Below are 12,923 nucleotides of genomic sequence, written 5' to 3'. Positions count from 1 at the left end.
GCTGATACCGCCAGGGGGAGCAATTTGCAGTGACTCTGGTTCGTGCGATCCCCGCAGGCGCGGGGTCGTCTAGCACTCCTCGATGTCCTGGCCAGCAGGCTTCGGAAGATTCCCGCAGCGCGGGGTCGACCGCTACGAGCCGAGGGGCGCAGCGCACGAAGTCGGAAGGTCCCCGCAGGCGGGGACGACATGCCCTGGTCCAGAAGCCCCTTGTCCTTTTCCGGAGCATCCCCGCGGGCGCAGGTCCGACGGTGCGGGGTGTGTGGGGGGCGCATGGCCCTGGGGAGGATCCCCGCGGGCGCGGGGCCGACCTGTTGAACTCCAGGCCGTGCGCCGTGGAGCAGGGAAGGATCCCCGCAGGCGCGGGGCCGACAGCAGCCCGCGGGCCTGGGCGGCGCGCCACTCGGGAGGATCCCCGGGCGCGGGGGCGACGGTGCTGACCGTGGTGGCGCTGTCCTGCCTGGCGGAGGATCCCCGCAGGCGCGGGGGCGACGTCCCGGCCTCGGTCTCGGTGGCGGTTGCCCGCGGAGGAACCCCGCAGGCGCGGAGGCGACCCCCAGTCTCCTTCGGCAGCTTGCGCTGCACGGGAGGATCCCCGCAGGCGCGTGGTCGACGTCACCGAGGGCTTCCGCTCGGCCGCCGGTGCGGAGGATCCCTGCAGGCGCGAGGCCGACCTGGTCCTCGCCTTCCCCGCCCTGATCCCGTTCGGAGGATCCCCACAGGCGCGGAGGCGACAGCGAGCGCACCGTACGGTCGCCGCGCTCCACTGGAGGATTCCCTCAGGCGCGGGGTCGACACCTCGCCGGCCCGCCGTCCACGCTGTGGACCGGAGGATCCCCGCAGGCGCGGGGGCGAACCGGCCGCGCCGCCCTTCCCGGGTCGCCAGTTCGGCGGATCCCCGCAGACGCGGGGGCAACTTCCCGCGGCCTCCGCCGCTCTCGACCATGTACGGAGCATCCCCGCACACACGGGGTCGACCATATGGCTCTCCGCCGTCCAGCACGGCGAGACCGGAGGATCTCCGCAGGCGCCGAGGTGACGACCTTGGTGACGACGTCGAGACGACCAGGCCGCAGTACTCGGCGAGCGGAGGATTCCCGCTGGCGCGGGGCCGACCCGGATCTGCTGGCCGCGCAGGAGGCGTTCCACGGAGGATCCCCGCAGGCACGGGGCCACGCCACCAACGCCCGGGTCGCCCTCGGGGCCCCGGAGGATCCCTGCAGGCGCGGAGTCGGCTGTGAGCTGTGGGAGCCGGAGCGGCGGACCTGAGGACGATCCCCGCAGGGGGTCGACGTGCCCTACTTCGGAACCGCCGAGGGTGAGGTCGGACGATCCCCGCAGGCGCGGGGCCGACAACCCCCAGGCCCCAGCCCCGCGTTGGGAACGCGGAGGATCCCCGCAGGCGCGGGGCCGACCATGGGGGTCATGGGGCACATCCTGCCATTCTGGAGAATCCCCGCAGGCGCGTTGCCGACTCGGGCGACGTGTAGACGGAGCCGCGGAGGAACGGAGGATTCCCGCAAGCGCAGGGCCGACGGGATGGGCTGGTGTTCGTCGCAGCGTGAGCCCGGAGGATCCCCACAGGCGCGGGGCCGACTGCTGCCCGTCCGGGGACATGTACACGTAGCCCGGAGGATCCCCGCAGGCGCGGGGCCGACTTCGCCGTCACGCGGGCCAGGTCGGCCTGCGCCGGAGGATTCCCGCAGGCGCGGGGCCGACCGCCTCCCGATCCGTGGCCGGTGGCCGCGGATCCGGAGGATCCCCGCAGGCGCAGGGCCGACAGGTCCACCAGGTACAGGCCCGTGCGGCCCTCCGGAGGATCCCCGCAGCGCGGGGCCGACCCCGGCGAGTTCGCGAGGTTCCGCCGTCGCGTCGGAGGATCCCCGCAGCGCGGGCCGACAACGACCACGGCGAGATCGGGCCCGTTCTGGGCGGAGGATCCCGCAGCGCGAGGCCGACCCGGGCAGCGAAGTCCTGGTCGCCTCCGCCAGCGGAGGATCCCCGCAGGCGCGGGGCCGACGAGCGTGGCGGGCTTGCTGTTCTCGACCGCCCATGGAGCATCCCCGCCGGTGCGGGGGCGAACTGCCCGAGGCCACGTGGATCTGCGCCGACGTCGGAGGATCCCCGCAGGCGCGGGGGCGACGTGGCACCGGCCGCGGAAACAGGCGCGGCGCGTGGGGAGGATCCCCGCAGGCGCGGGGGCGACGGGTGTGGGGCGGGTCATCGCTCGGTGTCTCCGGGAGGATCCCCGCAGGCGCGGGGGCGACCATCTGCTGGTACTTGATCTGAGCCGTAATGGCGGAGGATCCCCGCAGGCGCGGGGGCGACATGCCGGCAGCCGTCGCCAACGCCGTCACCGGCGGAGGATCCCCGCAGGCGCGGGGGCGACCTTCGTGGCGCGGGAGCCGAGGGAGGTGTGGATGGAGGATCCCCGCAGGCGCGGGGGCGACTGGGCCATGCGCTTCGCGTCGTCGAACACGCGCGGAGGATCCCCGCAGGCGCGGGGGCGACACCAGGGCCGAGTAGTCGCGGATCTGGAGTTCCGGAGGATCCCCGCAGGCGCGGGGCCAATGGCAGCAGGTGCCCGTACGTGTCCGACGTCGTCGGAGGATCCCCGCAGGTGCGGGGTCGACTGGTTGGCGGACGCTGCGAAGGCCGGCCAGGACGGAAGATCCCCGCAGGCGCGGGGGCGACCCGGTGCAGGTGGGGTGGAGGCGGCGGAACATCGGAGGATCCCCGCAGGCGCGGGGTCCCGGGGGATCACCCTCGTACGCGTATGTCGGAGGATCCCGCAGGCCCGGGGTCGGCGGCGTCCCGCTTGGCTAGCTGGCCGATGAGGTACGGAGGATCCCCGCAAGCGCGGGGCCGACTGCTCACGTTCCAAGCGGGACAGGTATCCGCGAGGAGGATCCCCGCAGGCTCGGGGGCGACTACTGGCTCGGCGTCGAGGAGCTCACACCGTGCGGAGGATCCCCGCAGGCGCGGGGGCGACGTCTCCTCGTCGATCTCGTAGATCTCCTCCATCGGAGCATCCCCTTACGCGCGGGGTCGACCAATGGCTCTCCGCCGCCCAGCACGGCGAGACCAGAGGATCTCCGCAGGCGCGGAGGCGACGACCTTGCTGACGACGACGATGCGGGGGGCCTCCCGAGGATCCCCGCAGGCGCGGGGGCCGACAACTGGCGGGGCCTGCCCACCAACCCCAACATCGGAGGACCCCCGCAGGAGCGGGGCCGACCGATTCGCAGACGTCGAGTCCGACCTCTCCCGCGGAGGATCCCCGCAGGCGCGGGGCCGACTCGTTGATGTACTTGGTGGAGCCGTTGGCCATCGGAGGATCTCCGCAGGCGCGGAGCCGACAGGGCGGCCGCGATCCCGGGCCGCGTACCGATCGGAGGATCCCCGCAGACGCAGGGCCGACTGCCACGGGTACGGCTTCCACCGACCCCACCGCGGAGGATCCCCGCAGATGCGGGGCTGACAAGCCCTTACCGCCGATGCCTGCGGCCTCCAGCGGAGGATCCCCGCAGGCGCGGGGGCGACACCTGCCCGGACAGCCGGGAGGTGACGGCCCCGGGAGGATCCCCGCAGGCGCGGGGGCGACCTCGCTGGGGATGGGGCTGGTTCAGCTACGTCGGAGGATCCCCGCAGGCGCGGGGCCGACTGGTGCATCACCGGCATCCAACGCGTCCCGGCCGGAGGATCCCCGCAGCTCGCGGGGACGACCGGCCGTAGCCGACCACGTGGACCGTGCCGTCCGGAGGATCCCCGCTGGCGGGGGCGACGGGCACGCCCTGGTCGTCGCTGAAGAAGTTGAGGGAGGATCCAGGCGCGGGGGCGACGATCAGGCGGGCGGCTTCGGCGGACGCCTCGGAGGAGGATCCCCGCAGGCACGGGGCCGACTTGAGCCAGCCGAGGTCGTTGCGGGGGTTGCCCGGAGGATCCCCGCAGGCGCAGATCCTACCTCGCGATCGGTGCGCTGTTCTCTCGCTGGTACGGAGGATCCCCGCAGACGCGGGGCCGACGCCACCATCCAGACACAGATGTCGGGCACGGTGTTCATGCCCTTTCGGGGAGCGGGGCGAGGGTGAGCAGTCCGCATCCGTAGGCCTTGGACGGGCCGATGCCGGCTAGGAGGCGCTCGGCGAGGAGGGCCGGGTCGGTGATGCGCAGGCTTCCTTCGAAGGTCACGGAGTGCATGACGACGTGAGCTTCCTTCGCCGTGGCCGGGCCTTTGCCGAAGGAGCGGCGTTGGCGGGTGGTGATGCGGATGTCGCGGGGAGGGTCGCCGTTGGTGTCGTGGGTTGCGTCCAGGTGGGGGGCTGTGGGGATGTCGAAGCCCCAGCGTTGGGTGCGGGTGAGGAACCAGTTGAGCTGGGCGGCGGCGGTGCGGTGGCCGAGGCGGAAGCTGCGCCGGTCTCCGGCTTCGATGCGTGCTTGTTGGCGTGCGGTGGGTTTGTCGGGCCGGTTGGTGTTCTGGACGGGGTTGGCGGTGAGGCGGAAGGCGAAGCTGCGGCCTGGTGCGAGTTGTTGCAGGAGTGGGGCGTAGTCGCGTACGGCGTAGTGCTCGCCGTCGGCGCCGGGCCAGCCTGCCTGTTCGACGAGGTGGGTCCAGTCCGGCTTGTCGGTGGTGAGGACGAACAGGTGGGGGCGGTGGGGGTTGTCGGCGTCGAGCCGCCACAGGGTGCGGTCCTGTTCGGGCAGGCCGGGGATGCCTCCTTGGACGGCGGCGTGCATGGCGCGGGGGCTGGCGAGGAGTGTGCGGCTTTCAGCGCGCAGGGGGTTGATGCGGATGCGGGAGAGATAGGGCATGTCGGTCACCAGCCCAGGAGGGCGAAGGGGTCGTGGCCTGCGGTGTTCGAGGGCCGTGTGGGGTCGGGTGTGAGGCCGGTGGGTGCGGCGAGGTAGGTGTGCCGGGTACGGCGGGTGGTGAAGGTCCGGCTGGTCGGGGCGAAGGACAGGGGGACGTCCTCGCGGACTTCGTCTCCTGCCGGGTCGTCGAGGGTGGCGGGGAGGTCGATGGTGGCGGCGTTGCCGTTCCGTTGCCCCCAGCGCTTGCGTACTGCGGGGGTGGCCTGCCAGGGCTCGGCGCGCAGCGCGTCCTGCAGTGAGCCGGTGCGCTGGCCCAGGGCCAGGGGCTGTGTGGGCGCGCAGGAGCGGCGGCCGAGAGCGAGGGGGAAGGCCGGGTGGCGTAGGGCCTGTTCGAGGGTGGTGATGAGTTCTTGGGGGCCTTCGACGGCTGCCAGGAAGACGGCGTCCTGGAGGTAGAAGCGCTGGGTGATGTGGGTGTGTTTGGCGGGTGAGGTGGGTTTTTGCAGGCCCTTGGCGGTGACGGCGGCGGACAGGAGCGGCTGGCCGCGGTGGTCGCTGACGGTGTGGTAGTCGCGAAGGATGCTGCCGGGCTGGTCGATGCGGATGCCGAGTCCCAGCCCGGCGAGGTCGTCTAGTGCGGCGTGGCGCGAGCGGCCGGCGGCTGCGGCGAGGAGGCCCACGACTCCGGATTTGGTGGGTTCGGGTCGGGTTTCACGTCGGTTGAAGGTGCTGCGGTCGCCCCATGACTGGAGCGGTGCGGCGAGCCGCAGCACAAGGACGGAGGTGGGGTCGGAGGGTGTCACGCTTGTGCCCCCAGGGCGTTGGTGATGCGCGCGTGCAGGGTGGTGCGCAGGTCGGCGAAGGTGACGGGTTCACCGAAGGCCTGGGTGAGGGTTTCGGCGGTGTCCTTGGTGCGGGGTTCGCGGGTGGTGAAGGTGTGGCTGGCCGCTGCGTAGAGGGGGGTGTCGCCCCATACCTGTGTGGCGGTGATGTGCTCTTCGGCGAGGCGGCGGGCGGAGTTCGCCTGGATGCCGGCTTCCGCCGCGACGGGCTCTTCGAAGGCGGAGACCAGGTTGACGGGCTGGTCGGTGCGCACGACGACCGCGACGAGGCTGGGCCGGGTGCGGTGGGCGAAGGAGTTCTGGTAGCCGGTGGGGGCGGACAGGGCGAAGCTGTCGACGAAGCGGTCGAGGGCGTCGAGAGCGGCTTGTGTGTCACCGCCGAGGTTGTCGGTGAGCTGGGCGAAGCCGACGGTGGCGTAGCGGTAGAGGGTGGCGGAGTTGAAGCCGATGGTGCCGATCATGCCGGCGCCGGTCTCGTCCTTTTCGTTCTGGTCGTCGACGGCGGTGAAGTAGTCGAACTCGAGCTGCGTCTCGTGGGTGGAGAGCGCGTGGGCCACCTGCACGGCTGCGTCGACGTTGAGCTTGGGGATGTCGGCGACCATACGTCCGAACAGGGCGACGCCCACGGGGTGCCCGGTCTTGAAGGTCTGCGCGACGGGCAGTTCCTTGACTGCTTCGGTGAGGGCCTTGTCGTCGAGTGCTGCGAGGTCTGCGGCATGGTCCGTGACGAGGGCGGCCACTGCGTCGAGCTGGGCGTTGCCGTAGAAGAGGAGGTAGGCGGTGTCACCGGCTTTCTTGCCCTGGCTCAGGCCGAGCTGGGCGAGCAGGGCGGCTGCGATCCGGCCGGCCTGTTCGCTTTCCAGGCCGGTGTTCCGCGAGATGCGGGCCATGAGTTCACCGGTGATGCGCTTGGTGCGGGTGGCGCGGTCGGGCTCGGGAGCCTGGGTGTCGAAGTGCTGGCGGGTCGCTCGCTTCCATGCCTGGGAGGAGACGCGGGAACGGCGGACGCCGCCGTAGAGGGCCTCCTTGGGGTTGCCCTGGTCGTCTCGGTTGAGGTTGGCGGGCGGGACGGTCTGGACGACGTGCACGTCGATGTAGAGGCGCTGGGTCATCGGGTTGCTCCAGGTCGTGTGAGTGAGCGGTAGCCGCGTGGCCTGCGGGCGTCGCGGATGCGGGTGTGCAGGTGGGAAGGGAGTGTCGCTGCGGGGCGGCGGACGTCGGGCGTGCTGGTGGTCTCAGCGCTCGGGTCGTGGAGCCGGTGCCGGCTGGGTCCAGGCGTAGTAGTCCAGGCCCCAGCGGCGGCGCACGCGGGAGCGGGAATCGGGCCGGTTCCAGTCGTGGATGTCCAAGGCCAGGCGGTCGTAGTCGAGGGGCTGCTTGATGTCCTTGAGCTGGGTGACCAGACCCCGAAGACGCATCCGCAGTGCCTGCGTCGACGTTGCGGAGAACGCCTGCTGGAAGCGGGAGTCGACGGCCTGGTCACTGGTGCGGTCGTGGCGCCGGAGCTCGAGCATGGCCCGGCCGAGGCCGACTCCGTCGCGGTGCATCGGCCGGTCCTGGCTCTGCTGGTGCAGCCCGTAGAGCGCGAGCGCGATGTGCTCGGCCTCCTGCTCGGCCGAGACCTCCCCGCGTCGGGCGGCGTAGTCGTCGACCGGGCAGGTGTAGAACGGGAACAGCTCCAGCACGGTTCCGGCGGGGCGGCCCAGGCCTCGGCGTAGAACCGCGAGGTCCTCGCCGGGCGGGCGCTGCATGGCCGCAGTGCCGTTCTTGCGGCGCCAGGTGCCGTCTGCGGCGATGTAGCGGTGCCAGATGCGCTGCTTCGTAGAGTCTTCTTCGGTCATGGCCGTGTCCAGACGTGATGAGGGACGCTGTGTCACCAAGGCGTGGGAGGACGCCCGCGGAGGGCATGGCCGATTTCTCCGGCCAGGGCGTGACGACTAGAGAGGGCACCTTGAAAGGTGCCTCGCCGCCTACCGGTTGTCGGGGGTGGGGCAGTTGCGTCGATGGGCGTCGGCGCGGTGGAGGATCTGCGCACGGCGCTTGAGGAAGGATGCCTCGGCCAGCGAGACGCGGTGCGTGCGCTCGGGCTTCCCCTCCCCCTGCGAGACGCTTCTGCCCACGAACGCGCCGACAGGCACCGCCTGGAGGAGGCGGTCAGCGACCTCCCAGCTCCGGCGCCAGGCAAGCTGCTCCCAGGCGAGCTGCCCGGCCTCGATCCGCTCCAGGTCCTCCACCTCCCTCATCCCAGCCAGCAACCGCCGCACCAGCGGGTCCAGTGCGTGCAGGACGAACTCCCCGGGGCGCTGCCCCTTGTCCCAGGGGATCGGTTCGGTGCCCAGAGCACGCCGCAGATCAGCCGAGAGGTGATTGACGGCCGTGGCCAACTGCTCAGCCTGTTCAGCTACTTCGAGAAGCGCTGAGCGGACGTCGCTGTCGGCTTCGAGCGCGGCCAGCGGGAGGGGCAGCGCGTCGAACATCACGTCGTCGATGACGGCTGACTGATTGCCGTACGCGACACCGGAGAGTTCCACACGCAGCGGATAGGCCTCGCCGAGATCGGGTGCCAGGGCGCCGGCCTGGTCCAGGAGCTTGCTCGTGGCGAACCCGCTCGTCTTCTCCCCTGCTTCCCTGGACTGACGCTCGGGTGCCAGCAGCGCATCGAGCCCGCGCCACGCGGCCTTGCCAGGCTGCAGGCGCAGAGGACGACGCGGGGATGTGGTGCCGCCCTTGCTTCTCCCCGTGCTTCGGCTGCCGGTCGGTTCTACTCGCCACATGGTGTGCGGCTCGGTTTCGGGTGTGTGAGGCATCCGGTCCCCCGCAGCGACCAGGACCCGCGTCACCCGCAGGCCTTCGTCGGTCGTCTCCGGGAAGAGCCGGATCCGGCGGGACTGCCAGGTCCACAGGTCCAGAAGTCCTTCGGGTGCCCGCTCCTGCCACTGAGGGGTGCCGGCCGAACGCGGATCGTCGGGCTCGCGCCTCCTCCACTGCGGCAGGTCGGCCGACGTCGGCGGCGCCCCGACCGGGAGGTTCAGCAGCAGCGTCTCGAACAGCGTCGTGCCGACCAGCAGGGCCACGCCCATCTGCCCCAGCGGCCCGGTCGGATTTCCGACTGTCTTGCCCGCCTTCGCCCTCGGGTCGCCCACCGCGCCCGTCTTGATCGCCGCAGTGTCCCAGCACTGCGTGTGCAGCAGCCAGTGTGCCGCCTGTGCCGGAGCCAGCGAGAAGGCGTCGCCCTCCGTGCGGGAAGCGAACAGCGGCACGTTGTTCCCGGTGGCGGCGGTCGCTACGATCAGCCCGGCATTCTTCGTCTCGCCCTTCGCGGTGCACAGCCCGGCCACCTGCCCGAAGGGCCGCACCGGATCGAACAGATCAAACAGCCCGCGATGCGTGTCCAGATAGGCCTCGAGCTTGCCGCGTTGCTCCCTTGACCAGCGCCGTGTGGAGAACCAGTTCATCCACTCGCGCTCGTCGGACGGACGGCCCAGGGCGTCGAGAACCACGGCCAGCAGAACCTGCCGGAACACGGCCGGCCTCTGGGTGGGGAGCTCCACCACAAGGTCGCCGAATTCGTGTGCCTCCAGCAACGCGGTGCGCAGCGAGTGTTCCTGTGCCGGTCCCCCTGCGGCTGGCGGTAAGCGCAGCCAGGAGTCGTCCGTTAAGGAAAAGCCATGGCTCATCGGTCCCCCTCGATGGAAGCTTCTATGTTTAACGCTAGCAGTGGCCCTGTGGCGTCCACATGCTTTCTTCGCAATCAGGTGCAACAATCCGGCCGTTGACCCCAGCGACCGGCCCGCGAGGGCCTGGGCTACGGGGATGATCCCCTTCTCTGTTTGCACAGCGGATCGGGAATCGCTTCGCCCCCGCGCCACGCGGGGCACCGAGCCGCCGGGCCACGGCCCGGCGGCTCACCTCACCCCCTGCGAGCCCCACTGCAGCCGCACGGCCGACGCCGGAACCTACGTCTGCCGCAACCCGAAGTCGTCGTCGTAGGACACCGTGACGTCGCCGAGTCGGGCCCTGCGCGAGCGATCCAGCACCAGCGCACGGCTCCGTCGCAACCACGGATGTCCGTGCCAGCCGGGCAACGGCCGCAACTCCTGGGCTGCTCGGGTGAACTTCGACGGCAGGCGCACCATCGAGCCCAGCACCTCATCCAACACATCGGGCGCCACATCGCCATTGACGCTCAAGGCCCGTCCCGCCAGCGTCCGGAAGGCATGGTCCTCGTCCCGGACCACCAGGACGACCTCGACGGACTCGTCTCCGTCGCGCACCGCCGTCTGCAACGAAGCCTCGTCGCTGCCCGCTGTGGATCCGCCGTAGTGCAGACCTGCCAGCGTCCGCTTTTCGTGCTCACCGTGCGGCGTCAGCAAGAACTTCCGCGCCTCCTCGGCACGGATCCGGTCCCGGTTCTCCTGCTCCCGGCAGGCCGCCTCACCAGCCTCCTGCCACGCCTCGGGCAGCAGCGACGCATCCGCCCCGTACACCTTCCCCACCAGCCCGGGCACGTCTGCCGGGACCGACCACACCTCGCCAGCGCCGGGCAGCACAGCAGCGGTCCGCAGCAGCAGATGACGCCCATAAATGGCCTCGCCGGCAAACGCGAAAGCCGGTTCACGGCCCTCACGCGGCTCGAACCCCGTAACGAACACCCGTGGCACGCGCAGCCTCGCCGGGCGCCACGTGTCCTCGTGCCGGTGGAGCCGCCCTACCCGCTGCAGCAACAGGTCAACGGGGGCCAGATCCGTGATCAGCAAGTCGGCGTCGACATCGAAGGACTGCTCGGCCAGCTGAGTCGCCACCAGGATCAGCCGGCCGCCCCGTGGGCGCGGCGTCCGCGGGCCCAGCAGACGCAGACACTCCTCCGTCAGATCGGCACGCCGGGCAACCGTGAAACGGGCATGCAGAAGGCGCACCTCGTCATCACCGAACCGCCCGCGCAACTCTTCGTAGAGACTCTGCGCCCGCGCAACGGAATTGCGGATGACGAGCGCGGTCCCTCCGTCGACGAGTTCACTCGCCAGCAGGTCCCCCACTCTTACATCCGCCTCGGCCTGCAACCGCTCCCGCTGCTCACGCGAAGTGCCCGCGCCGGGCACCGCCTCGGGCACTACCTGCACCACCACGCCGAGGTCCTCGCGCCAACTGTCCGTTGCATCCACATGGAACTGCGGCTCCCCCGAGGCTGACAACCAGGCCGCCGTGACACTCGGATACCCCAGCGGCGCCGGAACCTCGACCCGGAACTCCTCACGTGATGCCGCACCGGCCAGATAAGCCTCGCCCAACGCTGTGCGCTGCGCGGGGGCAAGCGTCGCCGACAAGACCAGCACCGGTACCCCGGCCTGGCCCAGCCAACGCAGCGCCTCCCGCAGAAACTGACTCATGTACACGTCACAGGCGTGCACTTCGTCCAGAATCACGACCTTGCCGGCCAAGCCCGCCATCCGCAGCATCACATGCCGCGTACGGGTAGCCGCATACAAAAGCTGATCAACCGTACCGACCACGAAGGGGGCCAGCAGCCCGCGCTTCGGCCCCAGAAACCACTCAGCAGGCGCCTGCCGCTCGGGCACGCCGCGCACCTCAGACTCAACCCCGTACGGGTCGTTGTCCAAACCAAACTCATCCACCCCGCAGAACGCCTCGTCCGCGTACGCATCCGCGTCCTCCAGGAGGGCCTTCCACTCCCGGTTGAACGCTCTCTTGCCGTGCAACAGCACTACGCGGGAGGCAAGTTCCCCTTCGATCGCCTCCACCCACCGACGCGTGCGGGTGAACATGGGATCACTGGTCGCCTGGGTCGGCATCCCCACGAACACACCATCCGCGCCGAATTTGGCCGCCAGGACTTCCGCCGCAGCCTGAGCAGCCTCCGTCTTGCCCTCACCCATCGGGGCTTCCACCACCATGAGACCCGGACCGCCCATGCGGCGAGCTGCCTCAACCACCATGGCCTGCGAGGGCCGCGGCGCATAACCGAACCGGTCCCGGAACGCCTCGGGCCCTGGCACGCCCAAAGCACCCCATCCACCGTGCAGCCCCAGAGCCTTCCACGCCGACGCCGCCCGCTCACGGGAAGCATCCAGACTCACCAGCCCCAGATCGTCCAAGCCCACGAAGAAGCGCTCGTCACTGGCAATCCAGTCCGCCATGACCACCAGACCGCTGAGCTGCAACTGGAGCGCCCTGGACGGAACCGCCATCGGCTCCACCTCACCGAGCGACCCGAACCCGACCTCCTGGGTGAACACATCAAGCAGAGCTTGCTGAACCCGGCGCCACGCCCCCCTCCCCCGCAGCTGACCCTTCGCCGAACGAGGCTCCTGCACATCCCGAAGCGAAGGAAACGCACCATGATGCCCAGCCACCAGCGGCCACACCCAGTCCAGCTGCTCCGCATCCCACCCGGCCTCAGCCAGCAACTCTCGCGCCAACAGCCCACCGGCCCAGTCGTGACGCCACCGCTTCTGCTGCTTCGCCCCCGCCACAGCAGCCGACTCAACCCACGTCAACCCCGATCGGCGTACAGCCTCCGCTCCCTCCGGCCACAAACGCTGATGTGCCGGCGTCGCCTTCCCGCAATCGTGAACCCCGCACAACCAGGCAAACAACCGCCGCCCACGGCCCGGCCCACCCGCAACCTCATCCAGCGCCGACCGCGTTGCCCGTGCGAGGAAACCGTCCCACAGCAGCTCAGCAACGGCCGTAGTATCCAGAAGGTGCGCCAGCAGAAGGTTCGTCCTGCCCCCTGCTCGCTCCCTCGACTTCCCCCACAACGTCTCCAGCGCCTCTACCACGAACGGCTCATTACGCCCGCTCAGACCTTGCACGCTCCCCACCCGTCGGTCGCCCGTCCAGAACTGAGCATCAGAGGCTAGAGGCCACCACTGACAGCATGGCCTGACCTGCAGAGTCACCCACACCAACCGACGCGAAGCGGACTGCCAACCCTCCGAGAGGACTTCCGTGGCGGGAGGCCGATGTGCCCCTCCGCACAGGGCGACCTGCTCACGCACAAACGTCGCCATGAACGCAGTGCCCGTAGTGTTGCCGTTCAACGGCACAGGCTACCGAGAGCCATGCCAGCCATTTCTGTGCCGCAACCGGTTCACAAACTGGCGCCTCTGGCGAATCGATCGACTGGCAGGAATATCTGGCTACGTCAGGCCGAATGTTGCTCCACCACCCCGAGCCTTCGAATAGGGTCAGCCCCGATCCGCACTGCGCAATGCAGAACATCGAATTTCACGAGACGTTCTCATGGGT

6 protein-coding genes and 1 CRISPR repeat array are annotated in these 12,923 nt (G+C 70.4%); all 6 genes read right to left on the bottom strand.

Annotation, left to right across the window (positions count from 1 at the left end; translation table 11 throughout):
- Positions 1 to 1,270: 1,270 nt before the first annotated feature.
- Positions 1,271 to 3,047: direct repeats of the CRISPR family, unit length 28 nt; unit sequence GGAGGATCCCCGCAGGCGCGGGGGCGAC.
- Between the two features lie 1,012 nt (positions 3,048 to 4,059).
- The 6 genes from cas6e to cas3 all read right to left on the bottom strand — a co-directional run bounded on the left by cas6e (position 4,060) and on the right by cas3 (position 12,454).
- On the bottom strand, positions 4,060 to 4,812 hold the full coding sequence (gene cas6e, locus ABZ386_RS41890; protein WP_355719966.1) for a type I-E CRISPR-associated protein Cas6/Cse3/CasE: 753 nt from the start codon (positions 4,810 to 4,812) through the stop codon (positions 4,060 to 4,062).
- Positions 4,813 to 4,817: 5 nt separating this feature from the next.
- Positions 4,818 to 5,615: a type I-E CRISPR-associated protein Cas5/CasD gene (gene cas5e, locus ABZ386_RS41885; RefSeq protein ID WP_355719937.1), complete on the bottom strand. Its 798-nt coding sequence runs from the start codon at positions 5,613 to 5,615 to the stop codon at positions 4,818 to 4,820.
- Positions 5,612 to 6,766 carry a type I-E CRISPR-associated protein Cas7/Cse4/CasC gene (cas7e, locus tag ABZ386_RS41880; RefSeq protein ID WP_355719940.1) on the bottom strand — a complete coding sequence of 385 codons (1,155 nt, stop codon included), beginning with the start codon at positions 6,764 to 6,766 and terminating at the stop codon, positions 5,612 to 5,614. The genes cas5e and cas7e overlap by 4 nt, the downstream gene beginning before the upstream one ends.
- 123 nt (positions 6,767 to 6,889) lie before the next feature.
- Positions 6,890 to 7,495, bottom strand: a complete 606-nt coding sequence (gene casB, locus ABZ386_RS41875) for a type I-E CRISPR-associated protein Cse2/CasB (RefSeq protein WP_355719943.1) — start codon at positions 7,493 to 7,495, stop codon at positions 6,890 to 6,892.
- 129 nt (positions 7,496 to 7,624) lie between these two features.
- Positions 7,625 to 9,331 (bottom strand): type I-E CRISPR-associated protein Cse1/CasA, encoded by a 1,707-nt coding sequence (gene casA, locus ABZ386_RS41870; protein WP_355719946.1) that lies wholly within the window; start codon positions 9,329 to 9,331, stop codon positions 7,625 to 7,627.
- A 279-nt stretch (positions 9,332 to 9,610) separates the two neighbouring features.
- Positions 9,611 to 12,454: a CRISPR-associated helicase Cas3' gene (cas3, locus tag ABZ386_RS41865; RefSeq protein WP_356528855.1), complete on the bottom strand. Its 2,844-nt coding sequence runs from the start codon at positions 12,452 to 12,454 to the stop codon at positions 9,611 to 9,613.
- Positions 12,455 to 12,923: the final 469 nt, after the last annotated feature.

This window comes from Streptomyces sp. NPDC006140, assembly GCF_040628815.1.
In the GTDB taxonomy this organism is placed as follows: domain Bacteria; phylum Actinomycetota; class Actinomycetes; order Streptomycetales; family Streptomycetaceae; genus Streptomyces.
This window is presented reverse-complemented; position numbering and strand designations above follow the sequence as displayed.